The 21,894-nt window shown below is 35.6% G+C and carries 17 protein-coding genes and 1 tRNA gene; 10 read left to right on the forward strand and 8 right to left on the reverse strand.

All coding sequences use genetic code 11. From position 1 onward, the window contains the following. Positions 1 to 293 precede the first annotated feature (293 nt). The 7 genes from AAEO59_RS10970 (at position 294) to AAEO59_RS11000 (ending at position 12,594) form a co-directional block, all read left to right on the forward strand. Complete coding sequence (locus AAEO59_RS10970; protein ID WP_341700785.1) at positions 294 to 3,275, forward strand: SusC/RagA family TonB-linked outer membrane protein; 2,982 nt, start codon at positions 294 to 296, stop codon at positions 3,273 to 3,275. A 32-nt stretch (positions 3,276 to 3,307) separates the two neighbouring features. Continuing rightward, a complete protein-coding gene (locus tag AAEO59_RS10975) occupies positions 3,308 to 4,921 on the forward strand; it encodes a RagB/SusD family nutrient uptake outer membrane protein (protein WP_341700786.1) in 1,614 nt (537 codons plus the stop codon). A gap of 12 nt (positions 4,922 to 4,933) precedes the next feature. After that, complete coding sequence (locus AAEO59_RS10980) at positions 4,934 to 6,049, forward strand: SusE domain-containing protein (RefSeq protein WP_341700787.1); 1,116 nt, start codon at positions 4,934 to 4,936, stop codon at positions 6,047 to 6,049. 62 nt (positions 6,050 to 6,111) lie between these two features. Beyond that, positions 6,112 to 9,435 (forward strand): alpha-amylase family glycosyl hydrolase, encoded by a 3,324-nt coding sequence (locus tag AAEO59_RS10985; protein WP_341700788.1) that lies wholly within the window; start codon positions 6,112 to 6,114, stop codon positions 9,433 to 9,435. A gap of 2 nt (positions 9,436 to 9,437) precedes the next feature. Continuing rightward, entirely contained in the window at positions 9,438 to 10,133 is a 696-nt protein-coding gene (locus tag AAEO59_RS10990) for a glycoside hydrolase family 78 protein (RefSeq protein ID WP_341700789.1), read from the forward strand. Positions 10,134 to 10,145: 12 nt separating this feature from the next. Continuing rightward, positions 10,146 to 12,002, forward strand: coding sequence for a glycoside hydrolase family 13 protein (locus tag AAEO59_RS10995; protein ID WP_341700790.1), 1,857 nt, complete (start codon positions 10,146 to 10,148; stop codon positions 12,000 to 12,002). 109 nt (positions 12,003 to 12,111) lie between these two features. Beyond that, complete coding sequence (locus AAEO59_RS11000) at positions 12,112 to 12,594, forward strand: hypothetical protein (RefSeq protein WP_341700791.1); 483 nt, start codon at positions 12,112 to 12,114, stop codon at positions 12,592 to 12,594. 57 nt (positions 12,595 to 12,651) lie between these two features. Here AAEO59_RS11000 and AAEO59_RS11005 read toward each other — a convergent pair. Further along, a tRNA-Ala gene (locus AAEO59_RS11005) sits at positions 12,652 to 12,725 on the reverse strand. A gap of 105 nt (positions 12,726 to 12,830) precedes the next feature. Here AAEO59_RS11005 and AAEO59_RS11010 point away from each other — a divergent pair. The 3 genes from AAEO59_RS11010 to AAEO59_RS11020 all read left to right on the forward strand — a co-directional run bounded on the left by AAEO59_RS11010 (position 12,831) and on the right by AAEO59_RS11020 (position 14,977). Then, positions 12,831 to 13,598, forward strand: a complete 768-nt coding sequence (locus AAEO59_RS11010; protein ID WP_341700792.1) for an enoyl-CoA hydratase/isomerase family protein — start codon at positions 12,831 to 12,833, stop codon at positions 13,596 to 13,598. Between the two features lie 138 nt (positions 13,599 to 13,736). Further along, positions 13,737 to 14,189: a 6-pyruvoyl trahydropterin synthase family protein gene (locus tag AAEO59_RS11015; RefSeq protein ID WP_341700793.1), complete on the forward strand. Its 453-nt coding sequence runs from the start codon at positions 13,737 to 13,739 to the stop codon at positions 14,187 to 14,189. Between the two features lie 44 nt (positions 14,190 to 14,233). Beyond that, positions 14,234 to 14,977 carry a UDP-2,3-diacylglucosamine diphosphatase gene (locus AAEO59_RS11020; protein WP_341700794.1) on the forward strand — a complete coding sequence of 248 codons (744 nt, stop codon included), beginning with the start codon at positions 14,234 to 14,236 and terminating at the stop codon, positions 14,975 to 14,977. On the opposite strand, the gene AAEO59_RS11025 is transcribed toward AAEO59_RS11020, so the two are convergent. From AAEO59_RS11025 to AAEO59_RS11055, 7 genes are all read right to left on the reverse strand, one after another. Next, on the reverse strand, positions 14,974 to 15,330 hold the full coding sequence (locus tag AAEO59_RS11025) for a hypothetical protein (protein WP_341700795.1): 357 nt from the start codon (positions 15,328 to 15,330) through the stop codon (positions 14,974 to 14,976). The genes AAEO59_RS11020 and AAEO59_RS11025 overlap by 4 nt on opposite strands. Before the next feature lie 80 nt (positions 15,331 to 15,410). After that, positions 15,411 to 16,448, reverse strand: coding sequence for a glycosyltransferase family 9 protein (locus tag AAEO59_RS11030; RefSeq protein WP_341700796.1), 1,038 nt, complete (start codon positions 16,446 to 16,448; stop codon positions 15,411 to 15,413). Between the two features lie 68 nt (positions 16,449 to 16,516). After that, positions 16,517 to 17,806: an MFS transporter gene (locus tag AAEO59_RS11035; protein ID WP_341700797.1), complete on the reverse strand. Its 1,290-nt coding sequence runs from the start codon at positions 17,804 to 17,806 to the stop codon at positions 16,517 to 16,519. Further along, entirely contained in the window at positions 17,806 to 19,503 is a 1,698-nt protein-coding gene (recJ, locus tag AAEO59_RS11040) for a single-stranded-DNA-specific exonuclease RecJ (protein ID WP_341700798.1), read from the reverse strand. Before recJ ends, AAEO59_RS11035 begins: the two co-directional genes overlap by 1 nt. 88 nt (positions 19,504 to 19,591) lie before the next feature. After that, positions 19,592 to 19,936 (reverse strand): HopJ type III effector protein, encoded by a 345-nt coding sequence (locus AAEO59_RS11045; RefSeq protein WP_341700799.1) that lies wholly within the window; start codon positions 19,934 to 19,936, stop codon positions 19,592 to 19,594. A 166-nt stretch (positions 19,937 to 20,102) separates the two neighbouring features. Next, positions 20,103 to 20,819, reverse strand: coding sequence for a 16S rRNA (cytidine(1402)-2'-O)-methyltransferase (gene rsmI / locus AAEO59_RS11050; protein WP_341700800.1), 717 nt, complete (start codon positions 20,817 to 20,819; stop codon positions 20,103 to 20,105). A gap of 23 nt (positions 20,820 to 20,842) precedes the next feature. Then, a complete protein-coding gene (locus AAEO59_RS11055; RefSeq protein ID WP_341700801.1) occupies positions 20,843 to 21,838 on the reverse strand; it encodes a hypothetical protein in 996 nt (331 codons plus the stop codon). Between the last annotated feature and the right edge of the window lie 56 nt (positions 21,839 to 21,894).

The raw sequence follows: 21,894 nt of genomic DNA on the forward strand, positions 1-21,894 counted from the left end.
GGACAAAGGTCTCTAAATTTTTAAAAAAAGGAATAAATTCAATTTTTTTACTACAATATCGCTACTTTTTTTATTAATTAAAAAACCGGCAAACCATTGTTTTATAGTGTTTTACGTGTTTTTAAAGGGCTGAATTAACTACATTTTAACAGCTGAAAAAATAGTCCGTTCGGAAACGATATAATTTTACAATATCGAAATCGGAGAAGTATTAGGATGTAAATAATATCGAACGGATTTCTAAAAAAAAACTAACATTTATTAACAACCAAAAAAACCAAATTATGGTACAAATGAAAAAAAGTATGTTTTACATTTTACTTTTATGTAACATACTGTTTATTATGCCAAGTGTAGTTGCACAAACTACAGCAAAAAAAATTAGCGGCCTTGTCGTAGATCAAAAGGGAGAACCTCTAATTGGAGCAAGCGTCCTGATTAAAGGAACAAATATTGGAACTATTACTGATGTTAATGGAGAATTTGCCTTACCTCTATCTGGCAAATCAACAACGGTTCAAGTTTCGTTTATTGGATATACTGCTAAAGAAGTAGTTGCCGGAGAACAAAAACTTCGCATAGTACTTTCGGAAGATTCTAATGAGTTGAAAGAAGTGGTGGTACAAGTAGGATATGGAACCGTAAAGAAAAAAGATGCTACGGGTTCAGTTTCTCAAATCTCTGCTAAAGAATTCAACAAAGGACAAAACGTAACTCCTGAGAGTTTAATCAGCGGACGTATTTCCGGAGTAAATGTTACAGGAGGAGGAGCTCCGGGAGCTAAAGCCGATATTCGTATTCGTGGAGGTTCTTCCTTAAATGCATCTAATGATCCATTGATTATTTTAGATGGATTACCTTTGAGTAATACTGTACCTTCAGGTTCAACAAGTATTTTGTCTACAATTGACCCTAATGATATTGAATCTTTTACAATTCTTAAAGATGCCTCGGCAGCAGCTATTTATGGTTCACGTGCCGCCAATGGGGTAATTGTAATTACTACTAAAAAAGGAAGTAAAGGTGGTGTAAAAGTAAATTTTAGTTCTCAAGTAGGGGTGAATACCGTAGCTAATACGGTAGATGTACTAAGTGCAGACCAATTTAGAACAGTAGTTAATGAAAAAGGATCAGCTGCTCAAAAAGCTTTGTTAGGTACTGCGAATACCAATTGGCAGGACGAAATTTTTCATACCGCTTTAACAACTAACAATAATATTTCAATTAGCGGTTCTTTGTTTAATAAATTACCAATTCGCTTATCGGTAGGAAATGTGAACAATCCGGGGATTCTTAAAAATACCAGTTTCGAGAGAACAACTACTTCCTTGTCTTTGAATCCAGTGTTATTTGACAATCATTTAAAAATTGATATTAGTGCAAATTTATCTTTTGCTAAAAACAGATTTCAGGATGAAGATGCAGTAATTGGAAGTGCTATTGGATTTGATCCAACTCAGTCTGTATATGCTGCAGGTTCGCGTTACGGTGGTTATTTTGAATGGTTAGAACCTAATGGGAATTTACCTTTATTACCTGCCAGAAACCCTGTTGCCCGATTGAATCAGGATGAAAGAAGAGCTACTTCTACCAGAAAATGGGGAAATATCCGATTGGATTATAAATTCCATTTCTTTGAAGATTTACACTTTATCACTGAGGCAGGAATAGACCGTTTTGACAGTGATGGATATACAAGAGTTAGTACGGAAAGTGCTTTAGGATATCAGCCTAATTCTTTTTCTAACGGTAACTGGGTGAATTTAGGGAATTATTCTACTTATACTGATGCCCTTCAAAATAAAAACCTGAACAGTTATTTTAATTATACTAAAGATTTTGGGAAATGGAAAGTAGATGCAACAGCAGGTTACAACTATCAATTATTCCAAAAAGTGAAATATGAATCAGGCGAAACCACGCAACCTAATCCAAATGAGGATGTGACTACAGATCCGGATATTAATTTGCAGTCTTATTTTGGTCGTTTGAATTTAGGTTATGACAGTCGTTATTTACTAACAGTAAACTATAGAAGAGACGGAACTTCCCGTTTTTCTAAGGCAAATCGTTGGGGTAATTTTGCCGGTGGAGCTTTTGCCTGGAATCTTGCTGAAGAGGCTTTCTTAAAAGATAATAAAACGATTTCAACTTTAAAATTGCGTTTAGGATACGGAACAACGGGGCAACAGGATATTTCAGCTTCTTATGACTATTTGACCAGAGTTACTTTAGGATCTATTAATACCCAATACATTTTCGGAAATACGGTTTATTCAACAGCACGACCTGAAGGATACAATCAAAATATCAAATGGGAGGAATTGTCTGAAAAGAATATAGGTTTGGATTATGGATTCCTGGATAACAGAATTTCAGGATCGATTAACTACTTTGATAAAAAATCAAGTGATTTATTAGCGGATGTATTGGTGCCTGATGGCGCTAATTTAAGAAACCAGGGATTTTTTAATATTGGTAGTGTACGAACAAAAGGACTTGAATTCAGTATTCAGTCAGACATTGTTAAAAATGACAATTTAACCTGGAATTTGGCCTTCAATACTACATACATTGATCAAAAAATTTCCAATTTGGGTCAAACCGTGGAAGGTTTCACTGGATATGCTGTAGGTGATATTAAGGGAGGTAGCGGAAATCAAATTCAAATTAATTCGGTAGGATTTGCTCCTAATTCCTTCTTAGTTTATGAACAATTATACGATGCTAATAAAAAACCTATTCCAGGGGCTTATGTAGACCGAAACGATGATGGAATTATTGACGCAAGCGACCGTTACAGATTCCATAAGGCGGCACCTGATTATACTTTTGGATTGTTTTCAAGTGTAAACTACAAAAAATTTGATTTTGTAATGAACTGGAGAGCGAGCACAGGAAATTACATTTTTGATAATGTAAGCTCAGACAAAGGGTATTTAAAAGCGGGATTGCGAAGAGACACTGATTTAGCTAATATCAGTTCAGATTATTTGAATACAGGTTTTGATTTTGAAGACAACGGTACACAACGTTATTTGTCTAATTATTTTGTGAAAGATGCTTCTTTTATCAAATTGGATAACGTTACGCTTGGTTATACCATGGATAAAGCAGTGTTGAAAGTAGTGAATCTAAGATTTTCAGCAGGGGTTCAGAATGTATTTACTATAACCAAATACGATGGCTTAGATCCTGAAAAATTCAACGGAATTGATGGTAATATTTATCCTCGTGCCAGAACGTATTTGTTTGGTGTCAATGCAAGTTTCTAAGAGCGAATTAAAAATCAAAAAAATTAAATAAAATGAAAATTTCATTCAAATATATAACCATTTTATTCCTGTGTATTTTAGGAATGAATATGACATTAGTATCGTGTACAAGCGATTTAGATGTTACCCCGAAAGATGATGATGAGTTCCTTTCTGAAGCTTTTTTTCAAGATCAGGATTCTTACAAACAGGTTTTAGCTAAATTATACGCAGGTTTGTATGTAGGTGGTAATGATGGAGATAGCAAGGCAGATATTGCAGGAATTGGAGGGGATTTTAGTAGCTATTTACGTCTGCTTTTTGTAAATCAGGAGTTCACCACAGACGAAGCGGTTATTGCCTGGGCAGATGGTACTTTACCAACTTTAAATACGCAAACCTGGTCTCCAAATAACGAATTTTTATACGGAACTTTTTCCAGAGCTTTCTATGAAATTAGTTTGGCCAATGAATTTTTAAGACAAACTACTGATGAAAAACTGACTGCTCGCGGAGTAGATTCCAGTTTGAAAACAGATATCGCTTATTTTAGAGCAGAAGCCCGTTTTTTAAGAGCGTTTTCTTATGCTAATCTGATGGATATTTTTGGTAATGTGCCTATTACTACTGAAAATGACCCTGTAGGCTTCTTTTATCCGGAACAAAAAACCAGAGCCGAAGTTTTTGCTTATGTAGAAAGTGAATTGAAAGATTTGGATGCCAGTTTAATGGCTTCTAAAACCAATGAATACGGACGAATTGATAAAACCGCTGCTAAGTTTTTATTGGCAAAAATTTATCTGAATGCCAAAGTTTATACTGGAACTGAAAAATATAATGAGGCAGCTGCTTTGTGTGCTGATATCATCAATAATTCGGCCTATACTTTCGCTAATGTGCCTTACCGTTATTTGTTTAGTGCCAATAATGATCGTAACGGTGCACAGTCGGAATTCATATTTCCTGTTGTAAGCGATGGAAATGCTATCAGAGCTACCGGAGGTGGTATGAGTTTTATTTTACATGCTTCTATTGGAGGAAGTATGGATGCTTCCCAATATGGTATGAATGGGGGTTGGTATGGAATCAGAACAAGAAAAGAATTTGTAAACTTATTCCCGGATGCAACTGCAACTGCTGATAAAAGAGGTACTTTCTATACTGATGGTCAAACTTTAGATATTAATAATATTGGAACATTTACCGATGGTTATGCAGTAACCAAGTTTACCAATGTAAATTCAGATGGATCAGCAGCGCAACGTAATGATATTCCGGATACTGATTTCCCAATGTTCCGTTTATCTGATGCAATGTTAATGTATGCCGAATGTGCAGTTAGAGGGGCTTCAGGTACTAATATGACTACTGCAGTTGGCTATATTAATCAGTTAAGAAACAGAGCTCAGGCATCTACTGTTACATCTGAAGAGGTGGATTTGGATTTCATTTTGGATGAACGCGCTCGAGAATTATTTTGGGAATGTCACAGACGAACTGACTTAATTCGTTTTGGCAAATTTACTGGTGGTGATAAAATATGGCAATGGAAAGGTGGCGTAAAAGATGGTGTTGCTACAGCTTCTTTCAGAGATTTAATGCCAATTCCTGCTAAAACCATTCAGGCAAATCCAACTTTGAAACAAAATCCAGGGTATTCAAACTAATCACGACAAAAGATGAAAAATATATTTAAAATAGTAATTGCATTACTAAGTGTCTTGTTTGTATCATGTAACGCTGATGCAGTTGATAATCGTCCAATATTGGAAGGCCTTACAGTTCCTAATATAACAGCTCCTACTACAGGAAAAACTTTTGTGCTTGCTGAGGCAAATGCAACTACAGAGGTTGACAAGTTTGTTTGGTCTCCGGCAGAATATTCACATGATGTAGTGGTAAATTACACTTTGATGATGGATGTTAAAGGAGGGGATTTTTCTGAACCACAAATTTTAGCCACCACCAGTGATGTTACTGAAGCCTCTGTTTCAGTGAAAACTTTAAATCAGGCTGGGATTGCTTTAGGGGCGGTTCCTGGTACTGCTTCGCAATATGATATTAAAGTAAAGTATAATGTAATGGGAACAGAAACTATGGTTTCTCAAAATACTTTGACTGTAACTATAACAGCCTATTCAGGATTGGTGCCTTATCCACATACTGATTGGTATTTGGTAGGTGATGCTACTGCTGCAGGTTGGGATACCAATAAAGGAAATCAACCACTTTTTAGAAGTGGGTCGAATTCAAATTTATACAAGTTTACGGGGTATTTTAATGCCGGTTATTTTAAAGTGATTTCCAAATTAGGAAGTTGGGCTCCAATGTACGGAGGTTCAGGAGGTAGTTTAGTGTATAGAGCAACAGATTCTGATGGTGACCCGGCAAGTATAAATATTGCTACGGCGGGTTATTATACTTTCACCATGAATGTACAAACGCTGACTTATACATTAGTGGCTTATGATGCTTCAGCTGCTACTGTTTATCCAACTGTAGGTTTAATTGGTTCATCAAGAACGGGTACAGGAGCAGGATGGGACGAAGATACCGATATGACTCCATCTTCTTTTAATCCTCATTATTGGACGCTGACAGTTAGTTTGTTTGATGGGGAAACTAAGTTCAGAGCCAATAACGGCTGGGATGTAAATTGGGGAGGAGACACTGCATTTAGTGGATTCCCTGCAAATGGTACAAGTGGAGGAAATATTCCTGTGGCCAAATCAAAATACAAAGTATTCTTTAATGATTTAGACGGAAGTTATCTGATGATTCCTAATCAGCAATAATGGATTTAAAATAATGTAAAAGGCTATCTTCTGATAGCCTTTTTTTTCCTAATCAATTTATCATGAGAAAAAAAATACTACTACTTAGTTGTTTTTTTTCAATCATAGCTTTTGCCCAACAACAAACAGTTAGCTATACTGTAAGTCCGGCTATTTTTGAAGAAACAACAGCAATTACTATTACCATTATCGGAAATAGTATTAATGAATCGACCTGGGGAATAACCGACAATTCTTTGTATATGTGGGCCTGGGGATTTGCTCTTGATGATTCTACTTCCAAAGGAACTCCAAACAATGGGACATGGGAAGCCTCTTCCGAAGCAAGTAAATTTACCTATAATGCTGCAACAGATACCTATACCAAAACCATAACTCCATCTAACTATTATAATACAACGGGATTAGGGAAAATAGGTTTGTTGATTAAAGCTAAAAATGGAAACGGAGACAAAAAGTCACAAGACATTTTGGTTGAGGTGGGCGGTTATCAGTTGACTTTGACTGCTCCTCAGGAAAATAGTACCACAATTATTGCTTCAGCTGCTAATTTTACCATTTCAGCGACAAATTCAGGTGGCAATGCCGCCTATGTTTTGAAAGCCAACGGGACTACGATTAATTCCAATGCGAGTACGGCTGCTTTTTCCTTTACACATTCCGCCATAACAACAAACCAAAATTATGAATTACAAGTTACGCAAGGAGCAACGGTTTTAACCAAGAAATTTTCGGTTGTAATCAATCCAAATACCATTTCGGAGGCTATGGCTGCTGGTTTGGAAGACGGAATTAATTATAATTTATCCGATGCTACAAAAGCAACTTTGGTTTTGGATGCTCCCGGAAAGGATTTTGTTTATGTGGCCGGAAGCTTTAATAACTGGCAGCCAACTTCGGCTTATGCCATGAAAAAAGACCCGAGCAGTGGTAAGTTTTGGTTGGAAGTAACGGGTTTAACTACTGGAGCCAATTATACCTATCAATATTGGGTGGTAGATCAAACACCATTGGCAAATTCGCCTACTATGGTTAAAACAGCTGATCCCTATTCGACCCTGATACTTTCACCTTTTGATGATTTAGGGATTTCTGCAACCACTTATCCTAATTTACCAGCCTATCCTTCGGGACAAAACTATGAGGTAACTGTATTAAAAACGGGACAAGCTGCCTATAATTGGCAGCTGACTAATTTTACTAAACCAGAAAAAGAAAAATTAGTAGTATATGAGGTTTTAGTGCGTGATTTTGACGCCCATCGCAATTTTCAGGATTTGATAAATCGAATGGATTATTTCAAAAAATTGAAAATTAATGCGATCGAATTGATGCCGGTGATGGAGTTTGAAGGTAATGAAAGTTGGGGGTACAATACATCTTTTCATATGGCTTTGGATAAGTTTTATGGAACTTCAGATAAGTTAAAAGAGCTAATCGATTTGTGTCACCAAAATGGAATTGCTGTGATTTTGGATGTGGCATTGAACCATGCCTTTGGCAGAAATCCTATGGTGCGCATGTGGATGAACGATCCGGATGGTGATGGTTTTGGTTCGCCAACAAGCGAGAATCCGTATTTTAATACTGTGGCCAAACACAGTTATAACGTAGGGGAAGATTTTAACCATCAGCAAATCCGAACTCAGAATTATGTAAAAAGAGTGATTAAGCATTGGATTCAGGAATATCATATTGATGGTTTTCGTTGGGATTTGACCAAAGGCTTTACTCAAAATTGTACGGCTGCCGATGAAAGTTGTACTAATGCTTATCAACAGGATCGGGTGGATGTTTTAAAGTCCTATGCCGATTATTCCTGGAGTCTGGATCCAACACATTATACCATTTTTGAACATTTAGGAACGGATGCTGAAGAACAACAATGGGCAAATTATCGAATAGCTGAGTCGCCAAGTAAAGGCATTATGTTATGGGGAAAAATGACCAATGAATACAATGAACTTTCGATGGGCTATACCGCTAACATTGCCAGAATAAACAGCAGCAGCAGAGGCTTCACTAAAAACCGATTGATGGGTTTTGCCGAAAGTCATGACGAAGAACGATTGATGTATAAAAACCTGCAATACGGAAATTCAGCTAATGCGACTCATAATGTGAAAACTTTGAACACAGCTTTATCCAGAATGTCAGCAATTGGGGCAGTTTCATTATTGGTTCCGGGGCCTAAGATGATTTGGCATTTTGGTGAATTGGGTTATGAAAATTCTATTTTTAGTTGTACAGATGGAACCGTAAATACTTCATCGGATGCAACAGCTGGTGATTGTAAATTGGCTACCAAACAGCAACCGCAATGGGTTAATAATTGGGTGACCAATGACAATCGTTATAAGATCTATTCCGATTGGGCTCGAATGATTAAACTTAAAACCGAAGAGGCAGTTTTTTCCGGTACAGTTACAATGCCAAATAGCAGTTCGTTAACAAAAAACATAAAAATTACCGATGCTTCATTGCCAGCAAATAGTCTAAAAGATGTTGTGGTTCTGGCTAATTTTGATGTAACTGCTCAAAATGTTGCTACCGGATTTCCTTATACGGGCGAATGGTATAATTTGATGGATAATTCTGTGTGGAATGTCACCAATGTGAATGATCCTATTAGTATTCCGGCCGGTCATTATAGAATTTACGGGAATAAGCCTGCTTTTGCAGCCACAGTTCCTTTTGCATTGCCTGCGGATAATTTTACCATTGAATCCAAATCAGAAACCTGCGCCAATAAGAAAAATGGACAATTCAATATCACGGCATTGCAATCATACAACTATGTAGCCACCATTAATAATGTCAATTATAATTTTGTCAATAATAGCCTTACGGTTGCTGATTTAGCTCCGGGAACTTATGCTGTTTGTATTAGTATTCCCGGTAAAACTTTCGAACAATGTTTTACTATTATTATAAATCCTGGAGGAACTTTAACTGGTAAATCAACAGTTTCAGCAAATAAAATAGCGGTTGAAATTACTGAAGGGACTGCGCCTTATCAGGTGATTGTAAATGGAATTACTCAATTCGAGACCAATTCAAATTCCTTTTCTGTTGCGGTTCTGGGAGGAGATGTGCTAGAAGTGAAAACCTCCGTACCATGCGAAGGAACATTTTCCCAAACGGTTTCGGCTAATGTAATTGCATATCCAAATCCGGTTCAGGATGAATTGACACTTTTTGCTCCAACTTCAAAAAATGAAATCAATATCAGTCTGTATGCTATGAATGGCCAATTGATTTCTAGCGAAAATTATCCCGTTGTGAATCAAAAAGTAGTCTTGTATCTAGGAAAACTAGCGGCGTCAGTTTATATAGCTAAAGTTAATGCTGAAGCCTCATCTACAATTACCATAATAAAACAATAGACATGAAAAAATATATCTATTTAGTAGCGACAGTCTCTATGTTGTTTTCCTGCGGTGGAGGTGATTCATCATCAGATACAACTTCGACGAATACAGCGCCAAGCATTCCAACATTGACCGCGCCCACAAACAATCAACTGTGTATTAATAATGCGGTAAGTTTTGAGTGGAATGCTGCAACCGATGCCGAAAATAATCCGATAACCTACCAAATTCAAGTTGCAACTGATAATCAGTTTACCCAAATTGTGCAAACAGCTGAAGGTACAGCGCTTAATAAAAGCTTTACTTTGAATAAAGGGACAGCTTATTATTGGAGAGTGAAAGCAACCGATAGTAAAAATGTTTCCAGTAATTATTCCAATACATATAGTTTTTATACAGAGGGCGATGCAGTAAGTAATCATGCTCCCTTTTTGCCAGAAATAGTGCAACCAGAAATGAATTCGATTCTTAATGCTTCAACTGCAACACTTAAATGGTCTGCTTCCGATGTTGATGTCAATGATGTGCTGGTATATGATGTGTATTGTGGGACTGCTGCCTCTCCAACGACAAAGGTTGGTGCAAATTTGACAACTCCTTCGGTCACAGTTAATGCATTACAGCCAGCGACTAATTATTATTGGAAAGTGGTGGTTAAGGATAACAAAGGAGGAGAAACCATAGGTCAAATTTGGAATTTTAAAACCAATTAAATGAGAGAATCGATGAAAAAAATAAATAAGTTATCAAATTGGAGCTTTTGGTTATTAGTTTTTATTTCGATAAATAGTTGGAGCCAAATTCAAAGAGTAGAACCACCATTTTGGTATGCAGGGATGAACAATCCCGAACTTCAGATTTTATTTTATGGAGAAAATATAGCTGAAAATGAAGTTTCGGTTTCCAATGGAATTTCAATTAAATCCGTCCAAAAAACGGAGAATCCCAATTATATTTTTGTAACTATTGATACAAAAGATGTTGCTCCACAGGAAATGCTATTTTCTTTTTCTAAAAATAAAAAAGTCACTTTTACCAAGAAATATGCGTTAAAACAGCGAAGAGAAAACTCGGCTTCACGTCAAAGTTACGATTCTTCAGACCTGATTTATTTGCTCATGCCAGATCGTTTTGCGAATGGGAATTCAAAAAATGACAATCATAAAGCGATGCTTGAAAAGGCTAACAGGGATAATCCGTCTAGCAGACATGGTGGCGATATCGAAGGGGTTATTCGAAATTTGGATTACATTCAGGAGTTGGGAGCAACGGCGCTCTGGGCTACACCACTATGTGAAGATAACGATTCTCAGGGTTCTTATCATGGTTATGCACAATCAGATGTGTATCGTATTGATCCAAGATATGGGACAAACGAGGAATATCTGAAATTATCATCAGAATTGCACAAAAGAAAGATGAAACTCATCATGGATTATGTAACCAATCATTGGGGCATGGAACATTGGATGATGAAGGATTTGCCCACTTATGACTGGATTCATCAGTTTCCGGGTTATGCGCAAACGAATTATCGAATGACCACCCAATTTGATCCCAATGCTTCCAAAAAGGATGCAAAATTGTGTGCGGACGGCTGGTTTGTAAAATCGATGCCCGATTTGAATCAATCGAATCCATTAGTATTGAATTATTTAATTCAAAATGCGATTTGGTGGATTGAATATGCCAATTTGGATGGATTTCGCGTAGATACGTATTCCTATAATGATAAGGAAGGAATTGCCAAATGGACCAAAGCCATCACCGATGAATATCCAAATTTTAATATTGTGGGCGAAGTGTGGATGCAAGATCAGGCGCAAATGGCCTATTGGCAAAAAGACAGCAAAATAGGCGCCATTCAAAACTATAATTCCAATTTACCCAGCGTAATGGATTTTACACTTATGGATGCTTTAACTGTGGCATTCAATGAAAATCAATCTGATTGGGACAAGGGGCTTTTTAGAATTTACAATAATTTCACAAATGATTTTTTGTATCCAAACACTAATAATTTGTTGACCTTTTTTGAAAATCATGATACTAACCGTTTTAACGAATTGTATGAGAATGATTTTAAAAAATACCAAATGGCAATGTCTATTTTGGCTACAGTAAGGGGGATTCCTCAATTGTATTATGGTTCTGAAATTGGTATGGCTGGAAATAAAAAGGATGGTGACGGCAATATCCGACAGGATTTTCCAGGAGGATGGGATGGAGATGTAAACAATGCATTTACTAAAGCCGGAAGAACTGCGCAACAACAGCAGTTTTTTGATTTTACTTCCAAATTATTTCAATGGCGTAAGACTAGTGAAGCAGTACATTTTGGAAAAATGACACATTATGTGCCCGAAAATAATGTCTATGTGTATTTTAGATTTACCGATAGTAAAACGGTGATGGTTGTGGTTAATAATAACTTGATTTCGAGTGAAATAAATCCAATACGTTTTCAGGATAATATAAAAGATTTTAAAACAGGAAAAGATGTTTTCTCCGGGAAACAGATGAATCTAGAGAATAATATTGTAGTGGAAGGTCAATCCGTTTTAGTAATGGAATTAGAGTGAAAATGAAGGCCTAAATCAATTTTTGAAAATTAACTCTTGAAAATGGAATAATAAGCCAAGTTTATCTGTAAATTAGCTATACAAAAGTTATTAATCAAAAAATCATATTATGAGAATTTCCGGCTTGTTTTGTTTATTGTTGGCCTGTATTTGTTTAGAAAGTTGTAAAAACGATCAAAGCGAAAAAAACGCTAAGGCTGCTAAAGAAAAAGAAGAAATAGTAGTAAGTTCGACCTGCTACAAAGCTATGTATGAGAATGATACTATCGATTTAAAAGTGAATACACTAAAAAGCGGAAAAGTATCAGGGGATTTGGTGATGAAAATGTTTGCTAATCCTAAAAAAATAGGAGAAATTTATGGAGAATATCATGGTGATACCTTGTTAGTTAGTTACACTTTTATTGATGAAGGAAATGAAAAAGTGACCTATAAAAATCCAATGGCATTTTTGAAAAAAGATAGTTTATTGGTTTTAGGTAATGGTAAAATGGAAACTTCGATGGGAGCCACTTATTTTGTTAAAGGTGAACCAATAGATTTTGAAAATGTAAAGTATAAATTTTCAACTGTTGATTGTGTTGCGAAATAATACAACGAATGTATAAAAAAGAAAAAGCCTGTAAAATTTATTTACAGGCTTTTTTTGTGGAGAATACCGGATTCGAACCGGTCGCCTCTACGCTGCCAGCGTAGCGCTCTAGCCAAATGAGCTAATCCCCCGTAGCTGGGGCAAATATAATATTTTATAGTATTCAAAAAACAACTTTTGAAAAAAGTATTGATTCAAACGAATATTTTTAACTTTACCTGATAATCTACGCTAAAATGAATATGCAAGACGCTAAAGGTTCAGTAAATATATTTATCAAAAATAAAATTGCTACGGTCGAATTTGGGCATCCGGCAAGTAACTCTTTCCCCCGTTCTTTATTGGATTTATTAACTAATGAAATTAGTCAATTAAGTTTTAATGATGAGGTTAATCTAATCGTTTTAAAGAGTCATGGAACTGCCGCTTTTTGTGCAGGAGCATCTTTTGATGAGTTGTTAGCAGTTTCAAATGAGGAAGAAGGATTGGCTTTTTTTTCCGGTTTTGCTCATTTAATTAATGCCATGCGTTCTTGTTCTAAGTTGGTTATAGGACGTATTCACGGTAAAGCAGTAGGAGGAGGAGTGGGAATTGCAGCTGCCTGTGATTATGTTTTTGCAACCGAAAATGCCGCTGTTAAATTATCGGAATTAGCCATCGGAATAGGGCCATTTGTAATTGAACCTGCAGTTTCTAGAAAAATTGGTAAAACGGCAATGATTGAAATGACCTTAAATCCGCAAGAATGGAAGTCGGCTTCATGGGCAAAACAAAAAGGTTTGTATGCTGAGGTTTTCGAAAATGCTGTATTGTTGGATAACGCTATTGTTGATTTCTCCACTAAATTAGCCTCCTATAATCCGCAGGCTTTGAATGAGATGAAAAAAGTTATCTGGGAAGGTACTGGTCATTGGGATACTTTATTGTTAGAGCGTGCTGCAATATCGGGTCAATTAGTGTTGTCTGATTTTACCAGAAAAGCCTTGGAACAGTTTAAGAAATAAAAAATTAAACTTCAATATTTTAAATTCCAAATTCCAAGATGAAATTCAAAATTATTGGGATTTGGAATTTTTCTTTATTTGGAATTTATTATTTAAACAGTTATTAATTTGTAAATTTGCGGTCAAAATAAAACTACGATGAGTAAAATCAGAATTACAAAACAATTTAGTTTCGAAACCGGTCATGCGCTTTACGGCTATGACGGAAAATGTAAAAATGTACATGGTCATAGTTATAAATTGTCTGTAACCGTTATTGGTTCTCCTATTACGAATCGTAATGATGTCAAATTTGGGATGGTTATCGATTTTGGTGATTTAAAAAAAATCGTCAAAGAAGAGGTTGTTGATCAGTTTGATCACGCTACGGTTTTCAACGAAACTACACCGCATATTGAGTTGGCAAAAGAATTGCAAAATCGCGGTCATCACGTAATTCTGGTTGATTATCAACCTACTTCTGAGAATATGGTTATTGATTTTGCACAAAGAATTAAAAGCAGATTGCCACAAGGAATAGACCTTTTTTCATTAAAATTACAAGAAACAGATTCCTCTTTTGCAGAATGGTTTGCTAGTGATAATTTGTAAAAACTCCAAGTTTTAAGTTCCAAAAACCAAACGACAACACCTTGATGAAAAAAATCTATTTTGCATCCGACCAACATTTTGGTGCTCCTACAGCCGAATTGAGTTTTCCTCGCGAACAAAAATTCGTCGCCTGGCTTGATGAGGTTAAAAAAGATGCAGAAGCAATTTTTCTTTTAGGGGATTTATTTGATTTCTGGTTTGAATATAAAACTGTTATACCTAAGGGTTTTGTTCGTGTTTTAGGCAAATTGGCTGAAATTCGCGACAGCGGAATTCCAATTTATTTCTTTGTTGGAAATCACGATTTGTGGATGGAGGATTATTTTGAGAAAGAATTAAATATTCCCGTTTATCACGATAATCAAGAGTTTACCTTTAACGGAAAAACTTTTTTAATTGGTCATGGCGATGGAAAAGGTCCCGGTGATTTGGGTTATAAACGCATGAAAAAAGTGTTTACGAATCCTTTTTCCAAATGGCTTTTTAGATGGTTGCATCCTGATGTAGGAGTTCGCTTAGCACAATATCTTTCGGTTAAAAATAAACTGATTTCAGGAGAATCTGATGTGAAATTTTTAGGCGAAGACAACGAATGGCTAATTTTGTATGCCAAACGAAAATTAGAAACTAAACATTATAATTATTTGGTTTTTGGCCACCGCCATTTGCCTATGATTCATCCTGTGGGACCAAATTCTGATTATGTAAATTTAGGAGATTGGATTTCTTATTTTACTTATGGTGTTTTTGACGGTGAAAATTTTGAAATTAAAACTTTCGAAAATTAATTTTGCCCCTCTCCCCAAAGGTATTTTTCCATTTCGATTTTAAAAATTGTTCCGTTTATTAAATCCTGTATTTGTTTTAATTCACTTATTGAAACAGATAAATCAAGTGGATATAACGGTGTTTTTAAAAGAAATTTGCAATTCCAATTTTTTAACGTGCAATCTTCACAACAGCTGTTTTTGTTTATACTTTCAATAATTAGAAAATTAAAATCTTTCAATTCATTGAGGTTAAAAAACAATCCGATTTCCTTAATGATAAGTTGAACTCTCTCCGGAATGATTCCTTCTTTTTTTTCCCAATAAAAAGCAATTCCTATACTATTGAGGTAGATTTGATGTATTTGTTCCATAACATTTTGATGTTTGAAACAAATATAATCATTATTTATAATAATTCTAAATAATTAAATTAGAAAATTGCGTTAAAAAACTATCCTCTTAGCTGATTTTTGACCATTGCTATCATCGAGTCAAGGTCGGTTTTGTTAGTGTCAATAGCGATACTATTGTTACCATAAGGTTCGTATTTTTCAGGTATTGTTACCGAAAATAATCCTAAAACCGGAGTTTGTGAAGCACAAGCCAGGTGCATAATTCCACTGTCGGCACCAATGAAAACTTCAGTATTAGCTATAAATGCCGCTATTTCACGAACGTCTTTACTGTAAAAAGATGGTGCTTTAAAGTTTATTTGAGAAACATTTTCTACAGGTAAAACTTCCACGATATTATAATCAGGGAAAGTAGTAGTTAATTTTTCATAAACCGGATTCCACCATTTAGGGCTGTAGCATTTTGCGCCAGTTGCAAAAGTAAAAATGGAAATGGTTTTTTTGTTATTTGGAACAATTTGGTCTAATATTTCTTTAGCATCCTGAAGTTCCTGATCGCTTAGTTTGATATTAATTGTTGGAATTTCTTTTTGCAGATTTTGAAATCCAAGTTGATTCAAATAATGACGAAACTCATAAATAGGATATTTTGCCATGTGTTTGTAGTCGGAATGATTTTGAACAATTTCCTCATTTAACTCTCCAAAGAATTTAAAATCAGCATTAGCAAATTGTGTAGACAAACGTCCTGATGAGGAACCCTTGTCGATATTAATTACTAAGTCGTATTTCTTTTGTTTTATTTTAAACCAAACTTTAATATAATTGATTAATTCATTAAATGGTTTTCGAGGTAAAACAATGAAATTTTCTACAGATGGGTAGTTTTTAAATACGATAGGTCCTAAACCTCCTTTTATAAAAATATCAATTTTGCAATTCGGAAAAGTATTGTTGATTTCCTGAACTAATGGAGTGATAAGAAGTAAATTTCCAAGTCTATGATTGGGACGATTGATTAATACATTTTTAAAATCTGCTTTGACATTACTATTTAATTTAGTAGCGCCAATATTTTTCGTTAGACTATGGGTGATGTTTCTTCTTACTTGATTAATTGATGTTTTAAAGCTCATATTTTTTATAATGATTCGAAAGTACTCAAGAGTAAATCGGTTGGTTTACTATAGGGTTAAAATTTATTTTAATTATTTTCGTCTTTCTCGTGTTCTTCAATGTCTTTTGTCAAATCAAGTTTTCTAAAAGTTGGTGAGATAAGTCCAGTTGTTATCACAACTAATAGTGTCATGCTTCCGCCAAAAACTACTGCAGTAACAGTTCCCATCAATCGGGCTGTTAATCCACTTTCGAATGCACCTAATTCATTTGAAGAACCTACAAACATTGAGTTTACAGCCGAAACTCTTCCTCGCATGTTGTCGGGTGTTTTAATGTGTAAGATAGTTTGACGAATTACCACCGAAATACCGTCGAAAACTCCACTGAAAAATAGTGCTAAAAGTGAAACCCAGAAAAATGTAGATAAACCGAAAATGATGATGCAAACTCCAAATCCAAAAATAGCTCCAAGCAATTTTATTCCTGCATTTTTACTTAAAGGAACATAGGCTGTAATCAGCATAGTCAGGAAAGCACCAACAGCTGGAGCGGCTCTTAGAAAACCAAAACCTTCCGGTCCTACTTTTAAGATATCTTGTGCAAAAACAGGTAATAAAGCCACAGCACCACCAAAAAGCACCGCAACCATATCCAGTGTTATTGCTCCTAAAACGGTTTTATTGTTAAATACAAATTTGATTCCTTCTCCTAAGCTTTGCATTACCGGTTCTCCAATTTTAGTATTGAGAATTGGTTTTTTGCTAATTTGTGATAAAGCTAACAGTGCCATTACGGAACAGGCAAAAACCAAGCACAAAGACCAATGCACTCCCATCAGTGTGATGGAAAATCCTGCAACAGCTGGACCTACTACTGAACCAATTTGCCATACAGTACTGCTCCAGGTGGCTGCATTAGGATAAACTTTTTTAGGAACTATTAATGACATCAGTGAAAAGATAGTTGGTCCAAGGAATGCTCTCACTAATCCCCCTAAAAATACTAGAAAATAAATGCTGTATAAAATGATTTGTTTTGAAAATCCCTCCACTACTGCTGGCCATGTCAAAAGGAATAGTCCAAAACTAATCACTGAGAATCCAAAAATACATTTCATCAACAAAGCTTTTTTCTCTTTTTGATCTACAATATGTCCGGCAAATAAGGCTAGTGATACGGCCGGAATCACTTCCATTAAACCAATAATTCCTAATGATAGCGCATCTTTAGTAATGCTGTAAACTTCCCATTCGATGACTATAAATTGCATGGACCAGGCAAAAACCATGGCAAAGCGAAGAAATAAAAAGGTGTTGAATTCTTTGTATCGCAAGGCTGCGTAAGGATCTTTTTTATCTGTTTTTTTTGAAGTCATTACTGAATACTTTTAAGTCGTAATTGTATAGAAACAGTACCATTCCATTCGTTTTCATCAATGCAGTAAGCAATCTGAAATGGTTTTTGATCGGTGGTTAAGTTTATTTTATTGCCTAAGCCAAAACCTATCGCAGCTACACCAGCTATTTCAGGACTATGGGGCTGTTTTACAAACAGTTTCAAATGTTCTTCTCCCTGACCTAATCTTTTAGCATAGCCAGTGTCAATAACATTTTTGCTTAAAAAAACAGGTGTCATATTCATAGGACCAAAGGGTTCGAACTGTTTTAAGATTCTGCAAAGTTTAGGTGTGATATCCGAAAAATTAATTTCGGCATCAATCTCAATTTCAGGAATAAGTTGTTCGGGGTGGATGGTTTTTTGAACCTGTGCCTCGAAAGCTTCTTTGAAAGCGTCATAATTTTCAGCTTTCAACGTCATTCCAGCTGCATACATATGTCCGCCAAATTGTTCCAAATGTTCCGAGCAGGCTTCTAAGGCATTATAAACATCAAATCCTTTTACTGAACGGGCCGAAGCGGCATATTTATCTCCGCTTTTGGTGAAAACCAAAGTAGGACGATAGTAGGTTTCGATTAATCGGGAAGCCACAATTCCTATGACACCTTTGTGCCAGTCTTCTTGATAAACTACGGTTGTAAAACGCTCTTGCTCCTGATTTTTTTCGATTTGTTGAAATGCCTCTTTGGTAATTTGTTTGTCTAAATCTTTTCGGTCAGCATTGTATTGCTCGATTTCTGAAGCAAATTGTTGTGCCTGTTCAAAATCAAATTCGCTAAGTAATTTTACTGCATGATTTCCATGTTTAATACGTCCTGCGGCATTGATTCTGGGAGCTATGATAAAAACAACATCAGTAATGTCTAATTTTTGTTTTTTGATTTGGTGAACCAATGCTTTGATTCCCGGTCTTGGATTGTTGTTGATGACTTGTAAACCAAAATAAGCCAATACTCGGTTTTCTCCAGTAATAGGTACAATATCAGCTGCGATCGCAGTAGCTACTAAATCGAGATACGGAACTAAATCTTCAATGCTTTCTCCTCGATTAGTACCTAAGGCCTGGATTAATTTGAAACCTACTCCGCAACCGCATAATTCATCATAAGGATAAGAACAATCGTTTCTTTTAGGGTCAAGAACCGCAACGGCTTCAGGTAAAGTATCTCCCGGACGGTGGTGGTCGCAGATGATGAAATCGATATTTCGTTCTTTGGCGTAGGCCACATGATCAATCGATTTAATACCGCAATCCAGCGCAATAATTAATGTAAATTCGTTATCATCGGCAAAGTCAATTCCTTTATAGGAAACACCATAACCTTCGTCATAACGATCCGGAATATAGGTGGCTATATCAGGATAAAAACTTTTTAGATATGAAGAAACTAAGGAAACAGCCGTCGTTCCATCTACATCATAATCGCCAAAAACAAGGATACGCTCCTGATTTTCGATGGCTTTTTCAATGCGGGCAACAGCTTTATCCATATCTTTCATCAAATATGGATCATGTAAATGCTCTAGAGAAGGGCGAAAAAAATGTTTAGCCTCTTCAAAAGTTTCAATTCCGCGTTGTACTAATAACTGTGCCACAAAATTGTCAACATTTAAGGCTTGTGCTAAATGTTTGATTTTGTCTTCTGACGGTTTGGGTTTAAGAGTCCAACGCATTTGATTTTAGATTTTGGTTCCGATAGCTATCGGGATAGATTTTAAAATGTAGCAATTTAAAAGCTACATTCTGAAATCTAATATATTTTTATTTTAATTCTAAAGCTGTTCCTTCAAACTGTATCCCGTTCCAGCCGTGAACCATAAAATTTCTGATATTTTGGTGGTTGGTTCCTTCAGGGTCGCCTAAAACTTCGTCGCGGTAAAAAGCACCAAAACAAGCCAATGTTTCATCCTGAGATAAGTTTTGTAATTGTGCAAAAGCAAATAATTTACAAGAACCTGAATTGGTTCCGGCAGCGTTATGTGTATTCCCGTTTTGGAAAGCTGTTGGGGTAAAATCGTAGTTGGCTTCGATTACTTCAATAGTTTCGGGAAATGTTATTGATTCTGGTGTTTGTTTTAGTTTTTCTAAGAAAGTTTGGATATTCATGGGTTGTATTTAATGTTTTTGCCACAGATTAGAAAGATTTTAAGGATTTTGTACTTTGTTAATCTTTGTAATAGGTGACTTAATTTTAGTTTTTGAAATTTTATTTATTGTCAGAAATTGAAAAAAATTTTATCTGTGTTAATCCTTTAAATCTGTGGCTTTGTTTCTATTCTTCGTCTTTTTGAAATTTATTTTTCTTGGCTTCTTTTACAATTGGTTTTCCGGCAACTACCACTACAATTTCACCACGTGGAGCTGTTTTTTCAAAATGTGCCAAAACTTCTTTGACGGTTCCTCTTCGATTTTCTTCGTGAAGTTTAGAGAGTTCTCGGGAAACACATATCTGGCGGTCTTCACCAAAATAAGTCACAAATTCAGCCAGTGTTTTAACTAATTTATGCGGAGAAACGTATAAAATCATTGTTCTGGTTTCTTCGGCTAATTCTAAATAACGGGTTTGACGTCCTTTTTTTTCAGGTAAAAAACCTTCAAAAACAAATTTATCGTTAGGCAAACCGCTGTTGACTAATGCTGGAACAAAAGCTGTTGCGCCAGGAAGACATTCCACAGCAATTCCGTTTTCAACACAAGCACGGGTTAGTAAAAAACCGGGATCAGATATGGCTGGTGTTCCGGCATCTGAAATCAATGCAATGTTTTCACCCGCTTTTAGCCTCGAAATCAGATTTTCAATTGTTTTGTGCTCATTGTGCATGTGATGACTGTGCATGTGCGTGCTAATCTCAAAATGCTTCAAGAGTTTTCCGCTGGTACGGGTATCTTCGGCAAGAATCAAATCGACTTCTTTCAGAATCCTAATGGCTCTGAATGTCATGTCTTCGAGATTACCTATGGGCGTTGGAACGATATATAATTTTGGCATAAACTAGATGTTCTAGACTGTTTTTAAAGGAATTTTTTTTCAATTATTTCCATAAAACGATCTTCGTATTCTTCCTTTCCTTGCCAGTTATTGTAATCCGGTTTTACCATATCGTCAATGAAACTTTTGGTTTCGTAAAAATTATCAAATGTGATTAACTGGCTCATCACACGATTGTAATCTTCATTGCTGTTACCAAAAAGATGTTTTACAAAAGCAATTCGGTCGTTTAAGTCAATTTCGATTCCTTTCGAAAATTTATCATTTAAAGTAGTTGCTTTTGGAGCTGTTTTTTCGGCAGTTTCAACTGCTTTTTCAATTGGAGTTTCTTCGGTTTTTGGTGCTTCAAAAACAATTTCCTTTGTTGAAGCAACCGGAATTTCATCTACTTTAACAAAATCAGGTTCGCTATAATCTAAACCTAATAATTCCTCAAATGAAATTTGTAATGGTTCAGGTTTCTTAGTTTCTTCTGGTTCCTGAGTAAGTTCAAAAGCAGCTTTGAAAGCAGGGATTTCTACCACTTCCTCGGTAGCTTTTTCTTCGATTTCTTCTTGAATTTCTTCTTCGGCTTCTATTTCAGGTTCTTGTTCCTCAAATTCAATATCGTTATTTTCTGATTCTAATTCAGCTTCTTCGAGAGCAATTATTTCTTCCGAAGGAATTTCATCGTCAGGACTTTCTGTTTCGATTGGAGCTTCAGGAGTTTCAGTTGCAATTGGTTCCTGAATTTCTTCCGGAGTTTCTTCGATTACAGTTGTATCTTGAGTTGTTTGGGTTTCAATTGGCAAAGAGGCTTCTTCTTTATTGTAGATGTTTTCGATATCTTTTTCAATTTCACTATAACTTCCAATTGTAGGTTTTACATCAGCATAGTTCTCTTCTATGAATCTTAAAACAGCTAGTTTTTCATATAGTTTTTGGGTTTCCAAATACAATTGATTGATGTCGGATTTATCTTTTAGTTGTAAAATTCGGTGCGCAATGCTAATTAAATCGGCTTCTAATCTTTTTTTCATAATAGTTAAATTATAGTATGTATTTTGGCGAATGTCATTTAGTTTACAAAACAAGT

It is taken from the genome of Flavobacterium flavipallidum, assembly GCF_038289905.1.
In the GTDB taxonomy this organism is placed as follows: Bacteria; Bacteroidota; Bacteroidia; order Flavobacteriales; family Flavobacteriaceae; genus Flavobacterium; species Flavobacterium flavipallidum.

Excerpts from the sequence above, each read along its gene's own strand:
- AAEO59_RS11035 (WP_341700797.1), bottom strand. The coding sequence starts at position 17,806 with ATGACTTCAAAAAAAACAGATAAAAAAGATCCTTACGCAGCCTTGCGA.
- AAEO59_RS10970 (WP_341700785.1), top strand. The coding sequence starts at position 294 with ATGAAAAAAAGTATGTTTTACATTTTACTTTTATGTAACATACTGTTT.
- AAEO59_RS11055 (WP_341700801.1), bottom strand. The coding sequence starts at position 21,838 with ATGAAAAAAAGATTAGAAGCCGATTTAATTAGCATTGCGCACCGAATT.
- AAEO59_RS11010 (WP_341700792.1), top strand. The coding sequence starts at position 12,831 with ATGAATATGCAAGACGCTAAAGGTTCAGTAAATATATTTATCAAAAAT.
- AAEO59_RS10995 (WP_341700790.1), top strand. The coding sequence starts at position 10,146 with ATGAAAAAAATAAATAAGTTATCAAATTGGAGCTTTTGGTTATTAGTT.
- AAEO59_RS11000 (WP_341700791.1), top strand. The coding sequence starts at position 12,112 with ATGAGAATTTCCGGCTTGTTTTGTTTATTGTTGGCCTGTATTTGTTTA.
- AAEO59_RS11025 (WP_341700795.1), bottom strand. The coding sequence starts at position 15,330 with ATGGAACAAATACATCAAATCTACCTCAATAGTATAGGAATTGCTTTT.
- AAEO59_RS10975 (WP_341700786.1), top strand. The coding sequence starts at position 3,308 with ATGAAAATTTCATTCAAATATATAACCATTTTATTCCTGTGTATTTTA.
- AAEO59_RS10980 (WP_341700787.1), top strand. The coding sequence starts at position 4,934 with ATGAAAAATATATTTAAAATAGTAATTGCATTACTAAGTGTCTTGTTT.
- AAEO59_RS11045 (WP_341700799.1), bottom strand. The coding sequence starts at position 19,936 with ATGAATATCCAAACTTTCTTAGAAAAACTAAAACAAACACCAGAATCA.
- AAEO59_RS11015 (WP_341700793.1), top strand. The coding sequence starts at position 13,737 with ATGAGTAAAATCAGAATTACAAAACAATTTAGTTTCGAAACCGGTCAT.
- AAEO59_RS10985 (WP_341700788.1), top strand. The coding sequence starts at position 6,112 with ATGAGAAAAAAAATACTACTACTTAGTTGTTTTTTTTCAATCATAGCT.
- rsmI (WP_341700800.1), bottom strand. The coding sequence starts at position 20,819 with ATGCCAAAATTATATATCGTTCCAACGCCCATAGGTAATCTCGAAGAC.
- AAEO59_RS11020 (WP_341700794.1), top strand. The coding sequence starts at position 14,234 with ATGAAAAAAATCTATTTTGCATCCGACCAACATTTTGGTGCTCCTACA.
- recJ (WP_341700798.1), bottom strand. The coding sequence starts at position 19,503 with ATGCGTTGGACTCTTAAACCCAAACCGTCAGAAGACAAAATCAAACAT.
- AAEO59_RS11030 (WP_341700796.1), bottom strand. The coding sequence starts at position 16,448 with ATGAGCTTTAAAACATCAATTAATCAAGTAAGAAGAAACATCACCCAT.
- AAEO59_RS10990 (WP_341700789.1), top strand. The coding sequence starts at position 9,438 with ATGAAAAAATATATCTATTTAGTAGCGACAGTCTCTATGTTGTTTTCC.